The 21,101-nt window shown below is 66.7% G+C and carries 8 protein-coding genes; 1 reads left to right on the forward strand and 7 read right to left on the reverse strand.

Annotated features, from left to right (window positions below; genetic code table 11):
* Nucleotides 1-40: 40 nt before the first annotated feature.
* The 7 genes from OHB12_RS15685 to OHB12_RS15715 form a co-directional block, all read right to left on the reverse strand.
* Entirely contained in the window at nt 41-7,372 is a 7,332-nt protein-coding gene (locus tag OHB12_RS15685; RefSeq protein WP_327120212.1) for an SDR family NAD(P)-dependent oxidoreductase, read from the reverse strand.
* Complete coding sequence (locus OHB12_RS15690; RefSeq protein ID WP_442800048.1) at nt 7,369-13,935, reverse strand: SDR family NAD(P)-dependent oxidoreductase; 6,567 nt, start codon at nt 13,933-13,935, stop codon at nt 7,369-7,371. The genes OHB12_RS15685 and OHB12_RS15690 overlap by 4 nt, the downstream gene beginning before the upstream one ends.
* Before the next feature lie 633 nt (nt 13,936-14,568).
* Complete coding sequence (locus OHB12_RS15695) at nt 14,569-15,495, reverse strand: hypothetical protein (protein WP_327120214.1); 927 nt, start codon at nt 15,493-15,495, stop codon at nt 14,569-14,571.
* Between the two features lie 543 nt (nt 15,496-16,038).
* A complete protein-coding gene (locus OHB12_RS15700; RefSeq protein ID WP_327120216.1) occupies nt 16,039-16,221 on the reverse strand; it encodes a hypothetical protein in 183 nt (60 codons plus the stop codon).
* A 35-nt stretch (nt 16,222-16,256) separates the two neighbouring features.
* Nucleotides 16,257-18,524 carry a serine/threonine-protein kinase gene (locus tag OHB12_RS15705; RefSeq protein ID WP_327120218.1) on the reverse strand — a complete coding sequence of 756 codons (2,268 nt, stop codon included), beginning with the start codon at nt 18,522-18,524 and terminating at the stop codon, nt 16,257-16,259.
* A 70-nt stretch (nt 18,525-18,594) separates the two neighbouring features.
* A complete protein-coding gene (locus OHB12_RS15710; protein WP_327120220.1) occupies nt 18,595-19,290 on the reverse strand; it encodes a response regulator transcription factor in 696 nt (231 codons plus the stop codon).
* Nucleotides 19,287-20,609: a sensor histidine kinase gene (locus OHB12_RS15715; protein ID WP_327120222.1), complete on the reverse strand. Its 1,323-nt coding sequence runs from the start codon at nt 20,607-20,609 to the stop codon at nt 19,287-19,289. Before OHB12_RS15715 ends, OHB12_RS15710 begins: the two co-directional genes overlap by 4 nt.
* Nucleotides 20,610-20,766: 157 nt before the next feature.
* Between OHB12_RS15715 and OHB12_RS15720 the strand changes: the two genes are divergently transcribed.
* On the forward strand, nt 20,767-21,087 hold the full coding sequence (locus tag OHB12_RS15720; RefSeq protein WP_327120224.1) for a hypothetical protein: 321 nt from the start codon (nt 20,767-20,769) through the stop codon (nt 21,085-21,087).
* The last annotated feature ends 14 nt before the right edge of the window (nt 21,088-21,101 follow it).

Here is a 21,101-nt window from a genome sequence, read left to right on the forward strand (position 1 = left end):
TTATTCGATGCCAAGAATTGGGATTTCATGCTCATGGATTTCACGGCTCCAAGCTGCTGCGCTCGGCAAGCCAGCGACGTATCTCGCCCGCCGCGGCGGACGACGCCGCTTCGACGATCGAGAAGTGGTCCGCGTCGATCTCGACCGTCTCGCCCGTGTGCAGCCATGCGGGCACCCGCTCGGCGAGATCCAGCCCGGGCAACGGCGTCGAGGCCCGCAGGTTGAGCGTCGGCGCAGCGATCGGCGCGGGTTGCCGTTCGTCGAATATCTGCGTGTACTTCGCCATGGCGACCAGGCCGTGATCACCGATCTGCGCCATCTCGTTCCCGAGGTCGAGCACCGAGCCCAGCGCGCTCACCAGTACCCGACGGCCTTGGTCCGCATCGTCCGACGAATAGGGGTCGAGCAAAATGACCCCTGCGGGCCCACGCCCGTTTTTCTCGAGTCGGTGCGCCAGAGCGTGTGCGATCACACCGCCGATCGAGTAGCCGACAAGCACGATCGGCCGCTGCTCCCCAACGACGGGAGCGGAGCCTGCGGAGCGACTTGGCAGCTCTTTCACGGTCATCGCCAGGAAATCCAGCAGCGCATCCCATGATTCGGGCAGCCGTTCCCCGGAACGGGTTCCCGGCAAACGCACCGCGGTTATCGCGTGGTCGGCGCCGAGCTCACGCGCCAGCCGAGCGAACTGGTGCGGTCCGGTACCGACCAGGAATGACGGAACGCAGATGAGCGCGGGTTCGTACGTGCCTCTACTCAACGGCATCAGCGCTGGTGCGGCGAGCAACTCGTCGTCGATGGTGAAGGTCTCAGCGAGCTTGGCGCTCTCCAGCAGCAGCGGTATCGCCGCACCCACCTGTCCACGCCGGTGCGCGGCCGAAACCAGATCCGTGAGCCCTCCTCGAGTCCCGGATTCCGCGGGCGGCACTGCGGGCGCGGTTTCCGCGAGGCGGGAACAGAGATAGTCGGCCAGTGCCCGAGCGTTGGGGTGGTCGAAGACGAGGGTGGAGGGCAGTGTCAGTCCGGTGGATTTGGCGAGCCGGTTGCGGAACTCGATGCCCGTCAGTGAATCGAAACCCAACTCCGTGAACGGCACCGCGGGATCGATCATGTCCCCGGACTCGTGTCCCAGGACTGCCGCGACGTGTTCCTGGACGACGGCGAGCACGACACCCGCACGGTCGGGTCCGGGTGTGGCGGCGAGCCGCCCGGCAGACGACCCCACGCTGCCGGCGCGACGCGCTGCGGGAACGGTGACCAAAGAGCTCAGCACCCTGGGCAGCGAACCCGAAGCAGCCTGCGCCGTCAGCACCGCCACGTCCAGACGCATCCCAGCGACCGCCGGGACACCGACAGCGAAAGCAGCATCCAGCAGCGACATCCCCTCGCCCTCGCTGAGCGCGATCAAACCCTCACGCCGCATCCGCGCGAAGTCAACCTCGGTGAGAGTGCTCGTCATACCACTGGCTGGGCGCCACAGACCCCACGCCACCGACGTCGCGGGCAACCCGGCACGGTGCCGGTGGTGAGCCAACGCATCCAGGAAAACATTGGCCGCCGCATAGTTCGCCTGCCCCGGACCGCCGAGTGTGCCCGCGATCGAGGAGTAGAGCACGAACATCGACAGATCCAGATCCTTGGTGGCCTCATGCAAATTCCACGCGGCATCGACCTTCGGACGCAACACCGTCACGAACTGCTCCGGCGTCATATCGGTGAACAAGCCATCAGCCAACACACCTGCCGCATGCACGACACCGGTCAACGGATACTCGGGCGGGATCGCCGACAACAACCCATCCAGCGCCGCACGATCAGCCACATCACACGCAACCACATCCACATGCGCACCCAACGCGGTCAATTCAGCCGCGAGATCGGCCGCGCCGTCGGCATCCAGACCACGCCGACTGGCCAACACCAACCGCCGCACACCACGCTGCACAACAAAATGACGAGCCGCCACCGCACCCAACCCACCAGTACCACCGGTAATCAACACCGTGCCCTCAGGTCGCGACGGCACCGGAATAGAGAGCACGTTCTTGCCGATATGCCGGGCCTGACTCAGAAATCGGAACGCTTCCGGCGCCTGCCGCACATCCCACCCGGTCATCGGGGGCAAGGCCAGCACACCCGTGTCGAACAGGTCGACGAGGATGTTCAGAATCTCGTGCAGCCGGTCGGGGCTGATCTCGTTGAGATGGAAGCCCCGATAGTGCACACCCGGGTGCCGCTCGGCGACCTCAGCCGGATCACGGCGATCGGTCAACCCCATCTCCAGGAAACGACCACCACGAGGCAACAATCGCAGCGAGGCATCCACGAACTCACCAGCCAACGAATCCAACACGATATCGACACCACGACCATCGGTGACCTCGAGGAACTTCCGCTCGAAATCCAGCGTGCGCGAATCACCGATCACCGCGTCCTCGAACCCCATACCCCGCAACACATCCCACTTCGGCCGACTCGCCGTCACCAACAACCGCAAACCCAGATAACGCGCCAACTGCACAGCCGCCATACCCACACCACCAGTCGCGGCATGCAACAACAACGTCTCTCCGGGTCGCGCACCGGCCAGATCGACCACACCGTAATACGCCGTCACGAACACCGCCGACACCGCCGCCGCCTGCGCGAACGACCAACCCCGCGGCACCCGAGCAAGCAGCCTGCTGTCGGTCACCACCACCGAACCGATATCAGAGACGAACCCGAAAACCCGATCACCAGGCACGAATTCAGTGACATCCGACGCCACCTCCAACACCACCCCGGCACCCTCGACACCAATGGTGGCATCCGCGTCCGGATACATACCCAACGCGATCAGCACGTCACGGAAGTTGACGCCTGCCGCGCGCAGGCCCACCCGAACCTGACCGGGACCGAGCGCCCCCAGCGCGGGCGTCTCGACCAGCACGAGGTTGTCACCGGTCAGAGTGCCCTTGCCGAGCTGAGTCAACGCCCATGCCGGAGCACCCACCAGATCACTCGCACCCACCAGATCGCCGACACCACGACTCAACCGCGCCGCATACGGCAACCCGCGCCGCAACGCCACCTGAGGTTCATCCCCGATAGCCAAAGCGACGACAACGCCGGCACGGTAGTCCTGCCAGCGGTCCACGTCGACGATCGCGATCCGGCCGGGGTTCTCGTTCTGCCCGCTACGCAGCAAACCCCACACCGCCGCGCCAACGAGATCCACCGGTTCGCCGAGTTCCACCGCGACCGCACGCCTGGTCACGGCGACGATCCGCTCATGCTGAGCCAGCAGCTCCCGCAGCCGCGCCGCTACCTCGACGACCCGACCGTGAACCGCACCCGGCACATCCCCATCCACGTGTGTCTGCTCTACCCGCAACACTGTCACGGGCCTGCCATCGACGATCACCGCCTCACCCTCGTCCGTACTCGCCCAATGCTCGTCCGCGACAAGGTCACTCGGCTCCGGCGCGGGCAACGGAACCCAACGAAGCTGGTGCAGGCCGCTGTTCGGATGCGAAGTCGCGCCGAGGGCGCCAAGAGGGATCGGACGCAGAGTCAACGCCCCGACCTCGACAACCGGCGCACCCTCAGAATCGGTGAGCGTCAACGTGATTCGCTGATTCCCCGCTTCGGGCCCACCGGCCCGTAGCCGGACCCGCACCGACGCGGCACCGACAGCGCGTATGTCGACGTTCTCCCACGAATATGGCACCAGAACCTCACCTGCCGCGGCAGGCTCGGCCAACCCACCGAAAGCGACCGCATGCAAAGCCGCGTCCAACAACGCCGGATGCACCCCGAACCCCGCCGACGACTGCACCTGCTCCGGCAGAGTCACCTCCGCGAACACCTCGTCACCGCGCCGCCACAACGCGGTCAACCCTCGGAAGAGCGGTCCGTAGCCGTAACCACGCTCAGCCAACTCCGCATACACATCACCGACCTCCACCAACAGCGCCCCAACCGGCGGCCAACTGTGTTGGATTGCGGCATCCACTCGGCCCTCATCGTGGAACCTGCCCCGGAGTGCATTCGTCCAGGGTTCCGCTGCCGCCTCGGACCTGACGCTCATGCCGCCCACCGCCACCCCCGACGACACGACCTGCGACGACGGCGCCTGCCCGACAACAGTCCCCGACGCATGACGCACCCACTCCACCTGCCCCTCACCATCGCCCTGCGGACGCGAATACACCGACACCACCCGCGAACCCGCATCATCAGGACCAGCCGCCATCACCCGCAACTCCACCGCACCCACCGACGGCACAACCAACGGCGCGGAAACCACCAACTCCGCCAACCGCGCACAGCCGACCATCCCCCCGACATACAACGCCAACTCCACAAACGCCGTCCCCGGCAACAACACCACCCCGCCGATCACGTGATCGGCCAACCACGGATGACTCGACAACGACAACCGACCCGTCAACACCACCCCCTCGGAATCCGGCAACCACACCGCCGCACCCAACAACGGATGCTCCACACCCTCCAGACCCGACGTCCGAACATCACCCGCAGCAGCGGCAGCCAACCAAAACCGCTGCCGCTGAAACGCATACGTCGGCAACCCAACTCGTCGCACGTCATGGCCCACGAACAACGAGCCCCAATCCACCTCGATCCCCACGTTGTGAACCTGCGAGAGGAACGTCAGGAACTGCCCCACCTCATCGACATCACGCCGACCCGCAGCCGCCACCAACGACCTCGACTCGACATCCTCAGGCAGACATTGCAAGCTCATCGCCGCCAACACCGCATCAGGACCCAACTCCAGGAACCGCCGCACTCCGGCCTTGACCAGGGTGTCGATCCCGGGCGCGAACCGGACACAACCACGCACCTGCTCCACCCAATACCCCGGATCGGTCAACTCCACACCGACAACAGCGCCACTGACATTCGACACGATCGGAACGTTCGGCAGATGGTAGGTCACTCCCTCGGCCACCGACCGGAACTCAGCCAACATCGCATCCATCCGCGCCGAATGGAACGCGTGGCCGACCCGCAACCGGTTGGTTTTCCGGCCTTCCGCAGCCACGCGCAATTCCACCTCGTCGACAGCATCCACATCCCCGGACAACACCACCGACGACGGACCGTTCACCGCCGCAACCGACAGCCTGCCCCCATACCCGGCGATGATTCCCGCCGCGTCCGCCTCCCCGACAGCCACCGCCACCATCGCCCCACCCTCAGGCAACGCCCCCATCAACCGACCACGTGCCGCGACCAGACGGCAGGCATCCGACATCGACCACACCCCGGCCACATACGCAGCCGCCAGCTCACCGATCGAATGCCCGATCAGCATGTTCGCCGCGATCCCGAACGATTCCATCAACCGGAACAACGCCACCTCGAACGCGAACAATGCGGGCTGAGTGAACTCCGTCCGATCCAACAACACCGCCCCACCCTGATCGAACACCAAATCCTTCAACGACCGCCCAAGCAGAGGATCGAACCCCGAACACACCTCATCGAACGCCGCCGCGAACACCCCGAACGACCCATACAAGCCCGCACCCATCCCACCACGCTGCGCACCCTGCCCCGTGAACAGGAACGCCGTCCTACCCGACCCCACCACCCCCTCGACAACACCAGAAGACACCACACCCACCGCCAAATCCGCCAGACCAGCCAAAAGCTGCTCCCGATCACGACCGACGACGACTCCGCGCCAGTCCAACCGGGAACGGGACGTCACCAACGAGTGCGCGATATCCCACACATCCGCATCAGGATTACCGACCACCCACCGCCGCAACCGATCCGCCTGCGCCCGCAAACCCGACTCGGATTTCGCCGACACCAGCAACGGAACGAAATCGGACCCCGCATAAGCATGCCCCGGCATGCCTTCGCCCGGGGAACACTGCGGGGCAGGCACGCTGGGCCCCGCGGACACCGTCTCCTCGGAATCGACCCGCGCCGAATTGCCCCCGGAAGCCCCGGTCTCCTCTACGGCGGGCGCTTCCTCGAGTATCAGGTGGGCGTTGGTACCGCTGACCCCGAAGGACGACACTCCCGCACGCCGGATCCGTTCCCCCGCAGGCCATCGCTCGCTCTCCTGAAGCAGCTGCACCGTGCCCGCCGACCAATCCACATGAGGGGTGGGGGCATCCACGTGCAGCGTCTTCGGCAGAACGCCGTGCCGCATGGCCTGGACCATCTTGATGACACCCCCGACGCCCGCCGCGGCCGAAGTATGGCCGATATTGGACTTGAGCGATCCCAGACGCAGCGGCGTGTTCTCGGGCCGCGCACCGTAGACGCCTATCAGTGCCCGCGCCTCGATCGGATCCCCGAGCATCGTGCCCGTGCCGTGCGCCTCCACCACGTCGATATCCGACGGAGCCAGATCGGCATTGGCCAACGCCTGCCTGATGACGCGTTCCTGCGACGGACCGTTCGGCGCAGTCAAACCCTTGCTCGCGCCATCCTGATTGACCGCGCTGCCACGCACCACCGCCAACACAGTGTGGCCGAGTCGCCAAGCATCCGACAGCCGTTCGACGACCAGCACTCCGATGCCTTCGGAGAAGCCGGTCCCGTCGGCGGCCGCCGCGAACGCCTTGCAGCGCGCATCGGACGACAGCGCACGCTGGCGCGCCAACCCGATCAGCACGGACGGATCCGACATCACGGTCACCCCACCCGCCAACGCGAGCGACGTATCCCCCTGCCGCAACGCCTGACACGCCAGATGCAGCGCCACCAGCGACGACGAGCACGCGGTGTCGACCGAAATCGCCGGGCCCTTGAAGCCAAGGGTGTACGCGATCCGACCGGACAGCACACTCATCGAAACGCCGAGGCCGGCATGGCCTTCCGCCTCGGCCGTCAACGTCGGAGAGCCGACGCGAGGACCGTAATACTGGTGGAAGACGCCGGCGAAGACGCCGGTGTCGCTGCCACGCAGCGACCCCGGGTCGATACCCGCGTCCTCCAACGCTTCCCAGGACGCCTCCAACATCAGCCGCTGCTGCGGATCCATCACCGCGGCCTCACGAGGACTGATTCCGAAGAAGCCCGCATCGAAATCACCCGCCGAATAGAGAAATCCACCCGCACGGGTGTAGACCGTGCCCGGCACATCCGGATCCGGGTTGTACAACCGCTCCAGGTCCCACCCCCGGTCGGTCGGAAACCCACCGACCGCGTGAGTGCCGGAGGCAACCAGATCCCACAGTTGCGCGGGGGATTCCACACCACCCGGATAGCGGCAGCTCATCCCGACGATCGCGATCGGTTCCCGCGCACGCTCCTCCAACTCCCGGATATGCCGGTTGGCGGCGCGTAGATCTCCGGCGAGTCTCTGCAGAGACCGGGTGAGTCGTTCCTCGATACTCATGCTCGACCAAACTCCTCATCAATCAGATCCAACAACTCACTGCCGGAATGCGCGGCAAAGTCGTCGTATCCCTCGCTCTGCTGTCGATCGCCGAAATGAGACCGAAGACGATCACTGATGCCGAGCAGTGCGGTGACGGTCGCGTCATCGTCGCCCGCCACAGCGAGAACACGTTCGACCATCGCCTCCAAGCGAGCGAGATCGGCAGCCGCGGTCGCGACAACGGATGGTTCGGAAGTCGGCCTCGACATCCCTATCTGCTCGTGCAGATAGCCCGCCATGTCGACCGCGTTGGGGTAGTCGAAAATCAGCGTGGAAGGCAGCTCGAGGCCGGTGGCTTTGACGAGTCGGTTCCGGAGTTCCACCCCGGCAAGCGAATCGAATCCGATTTCGTCGAATCCCTTCTCCGGTCTGATGTCGTCGGCGGACGAGTGGCCCAGCACCGTGGCGGCCTGTTCGAGGACGATGTCGAGCAGAGCCTGCTCCCACTCGGCCTCTGGGATCCGGTCCAGTCGCCGCGCCGGCGATATCACGCTGTCGGCACGACGTGTCGTGGTGGTGACCAGGGAGCTGAGCGTTTTGGGCAACAACCCCGCGCCTGCCTGCGCAGTGAGCGCAGCGGTGTCGAAACGAACGCCTACGCTCGTCGGGTGACCGGCGGCCATGGCGATGTCGAACAGCGACATCCCGTGCTGGTCGTCGAGGGAGACCAGGCCGTTTCGTCGCATTCGCGCGAAGTCGACCTCCCTGAGGGTGCTCATCATGCCGCTGTCGACACACCAGGGACCCCACGCGATGGACGTCGCGGGCAGGCCGTTGCGGTGCCGGTACTGAGCCAACGCGTCGAGGAAGGTGTTGGCGGCCGCGTAGTTGCCTTGGCCCGGGCTGCCGATCGTGCCTGCGATGGAGGAGTAGAGCACGAACATCGACAGGTCCAGATCCTTCGTCGCCTCATGCAAATTCCACGCGGCATCGACCTTGGGCCGCAACACCGTCTCGAACTGCTGCGAGGTCATGTCGGTGAACAGACCATCGGCCAACACCCCCGCCGCATGCAGCACGCCGGTCAACGGATGCTCCGGCGGAATCCTCGACAACAACCCGTCGAGCGCCACCCGATCGGCCACATCGCAGGCAACCACGTCCACCTCTGCACCGAGCGCGGTCAACTCGACCACCAGATCGTCGGCGCCGGGTGCGTCCGGGCCGCGCCTGCCCGCGAGCACCAGCCTCCGCACACCGTGCTCGACCACCAGATGCCGTGCCGCCACCGCACCCAACCCACCGGTGCCGCCGGTAATCAACACCGTGCCCCCAAGCTGCGGCACCGACGGAATGGTGAGTACGTTCTTACCGATGTGCCGAGCCTGGCCGAGGTACCGGAAGGCTTCGGGCGCCTGCCGCAAATCCCATCCGGTAACCGGAAGCGGCGCCAACATGCCGGTGTCGAACAGCTCGACGAGCACACTCAGAATCCCACGCATCCGGTCGGGGTCTATCTCGCTGAGATGGAAACCGCGGTAATGCACACCAGGATGCCGCTCAGCGACCTCGGCCGGGTCGCGACGATCGGTCAACCCTATTTCGAGGAACCGTCCACCACGCGGCAATAGTCGCAACGACGCGTCCACGAACTCACCCGCCGACGAATCGAGAACAATATCGACCCCGTGACCGTTGGTCACCTCCAGGAACGTCCGTTCGAACTCGAGTGTGCGCGAATCCCCGATAACCCCGTCATCGAACCCCATGCGCCGCAGCACATCCCATTTCGGTCGACTCGCAGTCACCAACAGACGCAAACGTAGGTGACGCGCCAGCTGCACCGCGGCCATACCCACACCACCGGTCGCGGCATGCAGCAGCAACGTCTCGCCGCGCTGCGCCTGCGCCAAGTCGACCAGGCCGTAATATGCCGTGACGAACACCACCGGCACGGCGGCGGCCTGAGCGAATGACCAACCTCGCGGCACCCGTGCCAGCAACCTCCGGTCCGTCACCGCAACCGAACCGATATCGGCAACGAACCCGAAAACCCGGTCACCCGGCGAGAACTCGGTGACATCGGGTGCCACCTCCAGCACCACGCCCGCGCCCTCGCCGCCGATGGCGGCGTCCGCGTCCGGATACATTCCCAGCGCGATCAACACATCGCGGAAATTGATACCTGCCGCACGCAAACCCACCCGGACCTCACCAGGCCCCAACGCCCGCAACGCAGTCGGCGTCTCCGCAAGAACAAGATTGTCCCCGGTCAACGTGCCCTTCCCGAGCTGAGTCAACGCCGACGCCGGAGCACCCAACAGCTCACCGGCCCCCACGGTGTCCGTCCCCCCGCGACTCAACCGCGGCACAAACGGCACACCCTGCCGCAATACCACCTGAGGCTCATCCACGATGGCCAGAGCCACGGCGACGCCGTCACGGTAGCCGTCCCAACGATCCACATCGACGATCGCGATACGGCCGGGATTCTCGCTCTCAGCACTACGCAACAGACCCCACACCGCCGCGCCGATCAGATCCACCGGCTCGCCCGCATCCACGGCAACCGCATACCTGGTCACCACGACGACACGTTCATACCGCGCCAACAGCTCGGCCACCCGCGCCGCCACATCGGCGAGCCGACCATGAACCGAAGCCGGCACGTCCACCTCTGCAGACGAATCCTCGAGGCGAATCACCGCCACCGCTCGGCCGTCGACCGTCACCGTCTCCCCTTCGCCCGTGTTCACCCACTGCGCATCCGCGACGAGATCGCCCCGCTTCGCCGCAGACCATGAGACCCAGTCGAGCCGGTGGACACCGCCACCCGTAGCAGCAGCCGTGGCGGAGCCCAATGCCTTCAGCGTGATCGGACGCAGAGTCAACACTCCGACCTCGGCCACCGGCACACCTCGAGAATCAGCGAGCGTCAACATGATCCGCCGACTGTCCGCCCCGGTAGAACCAGACTCGGCCGTGGTCAGCCGAACCCGCACCGATCCCGCACCGACAGCATGCAAGTCGACGTTCTCCCACGAATAGGGCGCCAGAACCGCACCCACGGCAGGTGGCTCGACCAACAGGCCAGGAGCGATCGCGTGCAAAGCCGCGTCCAACAACGCCGGATGCATCCCGAACCGATCCGCCGACGACTGCGCCTGCTCCGGCAGATCCACCTCCGCGAAAACCTCGCCGTCGCGCCGCCACAGCGCGGTCAATCCGTGGAACAACGGCCCGTACTCATAACCGCGCTCGGCCAGCTCCGCGTAAACGTCACCGATCTCCACCGGCACCGCGCCCGCCGGCGGCCAACTCGCCTCGGTCGGCCCGACCTGGGCCGACGGTGATGACGCGACAAGAGTCCCGGTGGCATGGCGAACCCACTCCGCTTCGCCGTCACCCTGCGGACGCGAATACACCGACACCACCCGCGAACCCGCATCATCAGGACCGGCCACCATCACCCGCAACTCCACCGCACCCACCGAAGGCACAACCAACGGCGCGGACACCACCAACTCCGCCAACCGCGCACAGCCGACCATCCCCCCGACATGCAACGCCAACTCCACAAATGCCGTGCCGGGCAGCAACACCACCCCGCCGACGGCGTGATCGGCCAACCACGGATGACTCGACAACGACAACCGACCCGTCAGCGTTACCCCCTCTGAGTCCGGCAGCCACACCGCCGCACCCAACAGCGGATGGTCCACGCTGTCGAGGCCGGAAGTCCGGACATCTCCCGTGTCGGCGGCAGCCGCCAACCAATACCGCTGGTGTTGAAACGCATACGTCGGCAACGGAACTCGATGAACCGAGCTCCCCGCGTACCACGACCGCCAGTCCACGCTCCCCCCGGCGACGTGCAGCTGCGCCAGGAACGTCACGATCTGAGCCGCCTCGTCGACCCCACGACGACTCGCGGCGGCCACCAGCCATCCGGCCGCAGCATCGCCGGTCCCGCTCAGACCGTCGAGGCACTGCCGGGTCATGGCCGTCAGCACGGCGTCGGGTCCGATTTCGAGGAACCGGCGCACGCCCATGTCCGCGAGCGACCGGACTCCGGGTGCGAACCGGACCGCGGCACGCACCTGGCGGACCCAGTACGCGGGGTCGGTGAACTTCTCACCCACGACACCGGTCACGTTCGACACGATCGGCAGCTGCGGCTCCCGGAATGTCACCGCGGCGGCCGCAGCCTCGAATTCCGGCAGCATGGGGTCCAGCCTCGCCGAGTGGCCCGCGTTGCTGGCCCGCAGTCGCGTCGTCTTGCGGCCCTGCCCCGCCAACGTCCGCTCCACCGCGTCCACGGCGTCGGCGTCGCCGGAAATCACCACCGAGTCCGGACCGTTCACCGCTGCGATCGACACCCGACCGCCGTGCCCGACCATCGCCTCCGCCGCCTCGGCCTCCGACACCGCTACCGCCAGCATCGCCCCACCCGCCGGCAACGCCGCCATCAACCGCCCCCGCGCCGCCACCAACGCGCACGCATCCGACAGCGACCACACCCCGGCCACATACGCCGCGACCAGCTCACCGATCGAATGCCCGATCAACACATCCGGGGTAATCCCGAACGACTCGACAAGCCGGAACGTCGCCACCTCGAACGCGAACATCGCAGCCTGCAACCAGTCCACCCGATCCAACACCCCCTCGGGATCGGCGAACATCACCTCCATCAACGACCGCGTGGAGCTCCTCGAGGGGTGGTGGTCGGGCGACGGGTCGGCCCCACCCAGATGCCGATCGAACTCGGCGCACACCTCGTCCAACGCCGCCGCGAACACCGGAAACGCCTGGTACATACCAGCGCCCATACCCACCCGCTGCGCACCCCCACCCGTGAACACGAACGCCGTCCGACCTCTTACCAACGCACCGGTCACCACCGTGGGTGCCGCCGACCCTGACGCCAGATCCGCCAACCCCGCCATCAGCTGCTCCCGGTCGCGGCCGACAACCCCGGCGCGCCAGTCCAACTGCGCACGCGCATCGACCAACGACCACGCGACGCTGCGAGCGTCGGCGTCCGGATGGTCGACCAGCCACGTCCGCAGTCGATCCGCCTGGGCCCGCAAGCCTGCCTCGGATTTCGCCGACACCAGCCACGCCAGCACGCCCTCCGCTGCGGCACCCTCGGTCGAGGTGCCGTCGTCCCGTGCGATCGCGCGCGTAGGCGCCTCCTCCAGGATCAGGTGCGCGTTGGTGCCGCTGATGCCGAACGAGGACACCCCCGCCCGCCGCACCCGCTCACCCGCGAGCCAGGGCTCTGCCTCGGTCAACACCCGCACCGACCCCGCCGACCAATTCACATGCGGCGACGGCGCATCCACATGCAACGTCCGCGGTAGGGTTTCGTGCCGCATAGCTTGCACGATCTTGATCACCCCACCCACACCCGCAGCCGCGGCCGCGTGCCCGATATTCGACTTCAACGATCCGATCCGCAACGGCTCGCCGCGATGCTTCCCGTATGCGGAGATGAGGGCCCTCGCCTCGATCGGATCACCCAACGGCGTCCCCGTCCCATGCGCCTCCACCGCATCGACATCGGCCGGATCCAGCCCGGCAGCCGCCAACGCCGCCGCGATCACCCGCTCCTGCGACGGACCATTCGGCGCGGTCAATCCATTCGAAGCCCCGTCTTGATTCACCGCCGAACCCCGGATCACGGCAAGAATGTCGTGCCCCGACTGCCGCGCGTCCGACAACCGCTCCAACACCAACAAACCCACGCCCTCCGACCACCCGATCCCATCCGCACCGGCAGAGAACGCCTTGCACCGCCCATCACGCGAAAGGACCCGCTGCCGCGAAAACTCCACGAACAAAGACGGCGTCGACATCACTGTCACACCGCCCGCCAACACCATCGACGCCTCCCCGCGCCGCAGTGCCTGACAGCCCAGATGGATCGCCACCAGCGACGACGAACACGCCGTATCCACCGTCACCGCCGGGCCCTCCAAACCCAACGTGTACGCCACCCGCCCCGACACCACACTGCCCGCCGCACCGGCGCCCATGTAGCCCTCGGCGACCGGACCCGCCGCCTTGGCCGTCTGCAAGTAGTCTGTGAACATCACCCCGGTGATCACGCCAGTGTTGCTGCCCCGCAACGATGTCGGGTCGATACCCGCGTCCTCCAACGCCTCCCACGACGCCTCCAACACCAGCCGCTGCTGCGGATCCATCGCCGACGCCTCACGCGGACCGATCCCGAAGAACCCCGCGTCGAAATCGCCGACACCTTGCAGAAATCCGCTCTCCCGCGTGTAGACCTTCCCGAACCGGTCCGGATCGGGATCGAACAACCCCTTCACATCCCAACCCCGATCCACCGGGAACTCGCTCACGGCATCCGAACCGGACGCGACCAGATCCCACAAACCCTCCGGCGACTCGACGCCACCCGGATACCGACAACTCATACCGACGATCGCAATCGGCTCGTCGATCCGTTCCCGCAGATTCTTCAGATCGTTGCGAGTCGCCATGAGCTCGAGAGTGACCTTTTTCAGGTACTCCAACCCGAGTTCGGACGAATCGTCAGTGCTTGTGTCCACGTTTCACATCCAGGTCCGCGTATTTCAGGGTTGTCGAGGAAGCCCGATGGCGCGAGCGGCGATCCGGGGCCATCGAGCTACGGATATCGTTCGATCCGGAGTCGGTTACGAGGCGACGAGTCGGCCGGCGATCGCCGGCTCACCGCACAATGTCTCGCCGGGGCCACCGCGGGCGCGCAGTGTATCGGTAGATTATCGGCCGCCGATTGGCATTCGACCGCGAAAAGTCCTTGGCGAGCAGCTGGTCGCCCGCGCACTTCGGCAGGGACAGGTGGCTCGACCGCTACCGAGATGTACTCCATTCGAACGTTTATCTCTTTTCGCCAAGCAAGCCGCGACAGATCCGCCCACGTCGCCTACTGGGCAGCAGCCTGCCAGCGGTATCGGGTTCTCGCAACCCAGAGCCGAGCCTTCTCACCGAGCCGATCTTGTTGTATCCATCATCAGAAGCCGACCTCGGCGAATACCACACCACTTTTCAGTCTTGGCCCACTTGATGTCCGCTCTCGGAGTATGCGGGATCGATCCGGTCGACCGGATCGTGTATCAGCCGGGGCAAACGACGCAGTGCGACTCGTTGCGCGCCGAGCGCTTGTCGGTGTGAGGAATCAGGAGATGCTTGACCATCCGTTATCAGGACTTTCTTGACGAATCGTCGGATTTAACGCCTGCGCCGGTGACTCGAAAGTGGGTGATGGGTTGGAGATTTCGTCTGGGCCGGACGGCGATCTCCTCGTCGCCGAGAAGGATGCGGTAGTGGGTGTCCTCGATAACGACGGTGACGATCTGACCGCGGTAGCGGTGCCCCAGCTTGATGTTCTGCTTGGCAACCATGATGTTGCCGTGGGCGTGGACCTTGCGTTGCGCGCGAAGCGATCCGGCGGGCAGCGGTGGGGGCGGCAGTGGCGTGGAGGGGGTGCGAGCCCCAGGGAGTCGGCTGATCCGATCGGCGGGGACGGGACAGGGCCAGGTACCGATCAGTGCGTTGTCGGCGATGGCGTGCGTGAGGTGACCATCGAGTCGCAGGATCACGCGTTCGCCTGCCCGGGCGACGCCGATGAGGTGTGTGGTGTTGGCGATCGAGACGAGGCCGTCGCGGCCGATGGTGCGTTCGATCTCGATGGCCTCGCCGGGGCGGATCGGGGCGATGCCGGTGCCGGCGGTGCGGCGTAGGGCCAGGTGTGCGGGTTCGGGTCCGCCGGGGCGGGATCCGCGCATGGCCAGGTGCTGGAGGTCCTCGGTCAGCAGGCGGGATCCGAGGGTTCGGATCACCTCACCGTCGAGGCTGATGTGAATGCTGCGCAGATCGACCCAGACGGTGACGGTGCGCCCGACCATGCTGCGGTGGAGCGCGACGGTTTGGCGTCCGGATCGGATCTGGATGCTGCCGCTGGCGGGCACGCGTTCCTCGAATTCGACTGCTGCCGTGGAGATCACATAATTCCGTGGTGGCTCGATCACGCCGATGGTCAGCGATTCGGCCACCGGATCCGCTGAGGGCTCAATAGGGTCGAGGCGTGTCGGGCCGTTGGGGCGGAACCACATCGAGGGTGTCGCCATGTCGAGCACTTGGTGCGGGCGCCGGTGGTTGTAGGAGCGCCGACGGGGTTCGCAGTATCGCGGACACCACCACGAACCTGGAGTGGTCGCTCCACTACTCGCTGAATTTTCCTGTGCAAGAACGGATAATCCGACCTCCTGGCCCTCCGGGAGTGCTCCCTTGGTTATGGGATTTGTTCTGTTGCAATACAAATCGTCATCCACTCGTCAATGATCGACTCGAGTCTCGAACGTTCCCCAAGCGCCGACCGGGCTCGAGCCATTGCTGACCGATCCGCCACCACATCACTGGTTTTCGATCTCAGACACCGGAATCCGCCGCCAACGAAACGCGATCGGCGGCTGCGTGATCGCTTTCGTGTTTCGGATCAGGCCATCCGCGATTCCAGTGCGACTCTGTGGTCGTGCACCCATTGCTGGGCAGCGCGCACCGCAACGCCTGCACCGGAACTGGCCGCGCTGTGGTGCGGTCACCGAGAACTCGGTGATGAAACCCGGCTTGTCGCGTAACGGCAGACAGCGACGAAGGGTGATGGGTAGGAGTCATAGTCGGGAAAAATGTCGGATGCTCGACAGGTCGACCAGTTCGCGAAGGTAGGCCGCGTACCTGTTGATCAAGTCCGGGCGCGCGCTCACCGTGCCTGCCGGTCCGTTGTAGGTGGGGATGGAGAATGTGCGGCCGACGATCATATTGCTGAACGCGTCCAGGATCGCGCAGCAGTACACCTCGAACTCATTGTGAGTTCGCTGCGGTTTCTGGGTCAGTAGACGTAGACCACCGCGTTCTCACCGCCACTGCACGTGACGATCTGGCCTCTGGCCTGGCAATTCATCGTGTAGCTCTGGCCGGTGACCGGGCTGGTCGCCACCACTGCGCGTGACGCGTCGCGCGCGGCGCTCTGCGCCGGGCCGAGCTCGGCATAGGCCCTTCGCACTTCTTCGGCGAACGCACAGCTGGTCACGGCGGTGCCCGTGGCCGATTGGGTGAACGCACCGGGGACCGGCTGGCCCTGGCCGCACGGACTGGCGCCCGCGGGCAGCGTGACCGGTGTCGGCCTGGCCGAGGTGGACGTAACGGACGGAGCGGTGGACGAGCCGACCGGGGATCGGCCACCCGTGCTCGCCGTCGGCGCCACGGGCGCCTCGGATTCGCGGTCGGCGGAGGTCGCCGCGGAGCCGCCGGAGCCGAACACCTGCCAGCCGATCGCGCCGCCGATGGCGAGCACGGCGATGGCGAGCACGGCGACCATGATGGGCAGCGCGACGGAGCGGCCCCTGCGCGACGGATAGTAAGGGTCCTCGTCGTCCTCGTCGTAGCCGTGCCCCGGATCGTCGCGATGGGGCGGGTAGTCGCTACGCACCGGATAGTCGCCCTGCGGCGGGAAGTCGGTGCGCGCGGCATGACCGTCCCGCACCGGATGCGTCGCCGGGGTCAGATACTCGGTCGGTGGCGAATAGTCCTGCGCGGCCGGGCCCTGCGGGCCGGGCGAGCTCGGTACGAGTACCCGATCCGCATACTGCCTGGTCTCCGGATAGTTCTCCACCCCGGGATGCGGTGGTGTCTCGGAGAACGCGGGATACGTCGATGTCTGCGAGTACGCCTGCGGCGGAGTCTCGGAATACTCCCGCACCGAGCGTTCGGAATACGCCTGCGAACCAAGCTCCGAATACGCCTCCGGCGAGATCTCGGAATCCGCCCGCGAACCGGACTCCGAATACGCCTCCGACGGGGACTCCGAATACCCCCGCGAACCGGACTCCGAATACGCCTCCGGCGAGGTCTCGGAGTACACCTGCGACGACGCCTCCGAGTAGGCCCGCGGCGCGACCTCCGGATATCCCTGCGTCGGTGGCCCGGAATACGCCCGGAGCGGCGCGTGTCCCGCCGACTCCGCGTACGCCTGGGTCTCCGGGTACAGGTGCGCGTCCGGGAAGGGCCGCATCGGGGGCAGTCCTACCGCGGGCGTGTACGGCGCGGGTGCCCTGAGCGGCGTCGACGGTGGCCCGTCCGGCGAGGGAAGCGGCGTGAACTGGGTTTCCGTTGGCCGCACCACCGTCGGCGCGCTCGGATGGATTACCGCCGAAAGCGACAGCTCCCCCGTCGACTCCGGCGGTACCGCACCACGCACGGTCGGATCCCCGGGACGCTGAGCCGAGGCGGGTGCGCGCACCACCAGCGTCGGTGCGGCCGGTGCCGCCGCGCCGAGGGCGGCACGGGCGGCCCTGGCCAGCGCGGTCGCGGTCGGAAAGCGGTCGGCCGGGTCTTTGGCCATGCCGCGGTTGATCACCGCGTCCAACGCGGCCGGAATGCCGCTGCCCTGCGCGCTCGGTCGCGGCGGGGGATCGGAAAGATGCGATTTGATCAGCACATTCATGCTGGCCGCCGGAAACGGCGTTGCTCCGGTCAGGCATTCGTGCAGTACACAGGCCAGCGAGTAGATGTCCGCGCGCCCGGTCACCGGCCCGGCGTCGAAACGTTCCGGGGCCATATAGATGTAGGAGCCGATGGCCATGCCGACCAGGGTTACCGCGCTGTCGCCCTCGGTATGCGCGATGCCGAAATCGGCGAGGTAGGCGAAGTCCGAATCTGTGACCAGGATGTTCGCCGGTTTCACGTCGCGGTGCACCAGGTTGCCCGCGTGCGCGGCGTCCAGCGCGGAGGCGATCTGTTCGATGATGCCGACGGCGCGGGCGGGGCTCAGCGGCCCCTGGCCGCGCAGGATGGTGCGGAGGTCGACGCCGTGGACCAGCCGCATGTCGATGAACAGCACACCGTCGACCACGCCCCAGTCGTGGATCGGGATGACGTGCGGCTCGGCGAGCCGCGCGGCAGCCTGCGACTCACGCCGGAAACGCACCTGGTACATCGGATCACTGGCGAGCTCTTCCGACAGCAGTTTGACCGCGACCACCCGGTCTTTCACCGTGTCATAGGCCTCGTAGACCTCGCTCATACCCCCTTTGCCCAGCAACGACCGCAGTTCGTACGACCCGAACCGCGTCCCGGTTCTCGGCCCAGCTTCCTGCACTCGTCATCCTCCACATCTCAGGCGGGGACCACACACCAGAATCACGCGATTCGCGACCGGAGCCTGCCCGTCACAGAGTGGATTCTCCGGGTGTCACCACCCCGTGGTCAAACGCGAACACGATCGCCGCAGCTCGATCCCGCAGCTCGAGCTTGCCGAATATATGTCCGACATGGCTTTTCACGGTAACTTCCGAGATGCCGAGTTCGCGGGCGATCTCGGCATTCACCCTGCCGCGCCCGATCAGCTCGAGCACTTCGTACTCGCGGGCGGTCAGCTCGGAGAGACGAGCGTCGGACCTGGTGCGCAGCGGGCGCACCGTTCGGTAGGCCGACAGCACACGACCGGTGACCGACGGATCCAACCAGGCGCCGCCGCCCGCGACCGTCCGCACCGCGCGGATGAGGTCCTCGGCGGGTGAGTCCTTGAGGATGAATCCCGCCGCGCCCGCCCGCAGCGCACCGGACAGCAGCTGGTCGTCGTCGAAGGTGGTGAGCACCAGCACCGGCGGAGCGGCGTCGTGGGTCCGCAGCGCCCGGGTGGCGTCGATGCCGCCGACCCGTTTCATGCGGAGATCCATCAGCACCACATCGGGGCGGGACTCCGAGACGGCGGCGGGCACCTCGTCACCGTCGGCGCATTCGGTCAGCACGAATCCGTCGCGGCGGCGCAGGATGCGCCGCAGCCCGCCGCGCACGAGCTCCTGGTCGTCCACTACGAGCACGGCGACGGCATCCGCGCCGGTCGCGGGCGATGTCGCGGTCACGAACCCTCCCGTGCTGTCGTCGAGTCGCCATGCACGATGCCGGGCAGCAACGGGCAGGACGATCCGCTCCGGCCGGGCGCCAATGGGATACCGGCGCGCACCGCCCAGCCCTCGTCGAACGGGCCGACCGTCATGCGGCCGCCGAGCAGTTCGGCACGCTGCCGCATACCGGTCACCCCCATGCCCGCTCCTCGCTGCGCGGGCAGCCCGGCAGGCAGCCTGTTCTCCACCGTCAGTGTCACCTCGGTCGCGTCCACCGCGAGTCGCACCGCCGCGGATGCGCCGTGACCGTGTTTGACAACGTTCGCCAACGACTCCTGCCCGATCCGGTACAGCGCGAGTCCGACCGCGGGCGACACGACGCCGAGGTCGCCGTCGCACTCGTAGCGCACATCCAGCCCGGCCCGCACGAAATCGCCGACCAGATCCTCGATGTCCTCCACGCCCGGCTCCGGGACCATCTTCCCCGGCCGCGCGTCGAGCAGCCCGACGGTGCGGCGGATATCGGCCATGGCCTGCCTGCCGAGCCGCTCGGCATCGGTCAGCGCCTCCACCGCCTCGTCGACGTCGCGGTCGGTCTGCAGCGCGTGTCGCGCCGCGGTGAGATGCAAGAGGGTGACGCTCAGCGAGTGCGCGATCACATCGTGCACCTCGCGAGCGATCCGGCGGCGCTCCTCGTCGGCGGCCTGCGCCGCGCGGATCTTCTGGTAGCCGCGCTCCTGATAGAGGAAGCGGCGCTGATATTGCAGCATCAGCCCGGCCATCCAGCCGAACGCGACGCCGACCAGATACGTCGGCAGCCCCTCCGGCATGTGACCGATCAAGTCGAACGCCACCAGCTGCAGCATCATCGCGAGCGTGACCGGGACGCTGACCCGTTTCGGCGCGATCGCCGCCACCTCCCCCGCGGCCGCTACCAGCACGAACGGCGCGAAGTCGCCGGCGACCGGCTGGGCGAGGAACAACGCCTCGGCCGACATCGCCAGTAGTCCGAGCAGCAGCGGCCGCGGCATCACGCCGAGGAACGCGTACAACGGACCGAAGGCGTAGGTCAGCAGTACCGCGACGATCGGGAGCACGGTCGGGAAGTAGTCGTGTCGCTGCACCGCGGCCGCGACCGCGACGACGAGCACGGCGAGGTCGACGCTGATGATGATCGACGGCGGGTAGTCGAACGGCAACTGCTCGACGTTGCGCCGGAACGCGGCCACCGGATCGCGTCCGAATTCGGCACACCGCTGCCTGCTACGCAGCAGTGCGGCCCGCACGCGCCCCGGCCACGTACCGACAGCCTGATCGGAGACGCCGGTCACACCCATTCTGTAAGGCTAGCCGCCCTGTCCGGCCCGTACATCGTCCCGCGAGCGGGCCGCTCCTCCTACCGTGGTCGGAGAAGTATTCGGGTCCCCGGCACGACGACACCCGACCATCGCGTCCGTAGCGTGAGCTGTAGTCCACCGAAGGAAGGCGATGGCCATGACCTGGGAAGATCAGCACGCTCGCACCGACATCATGCATACCGTCCTCCGCCGAGCGGCGGCCGATCCGGCCGGTCCCGACCTGTTCGCCGGGATACCGGATCTGGAGCGACTGTTCGGTGGCGAAGAGGGACTGCTGCTCGCGCTGCGCTATCGGTGGAACATCCATCTCGACGCCAAGCTGGACCAGGCGCTGGCCCAAGGCCAGGATGCGGTGGAGGCGTATCTCGAGCTGGCCGCCGAGCAGCCGGTGCTGCGCGCGGTACTCGACGCGCAGTATCGTCGCCGCCACCGCGCGTTGGAGGCTATGGCGCGGTAGCGGTCGATTGAGCG

The organism is Nocardia sp. NBC_01730, from assembly GCF_035920445.1.
GTDB lineage: Bacteria > Actinomycetota > Actinomycetes > Mycobacteriales > Mycobacteriaceae > Nocardia.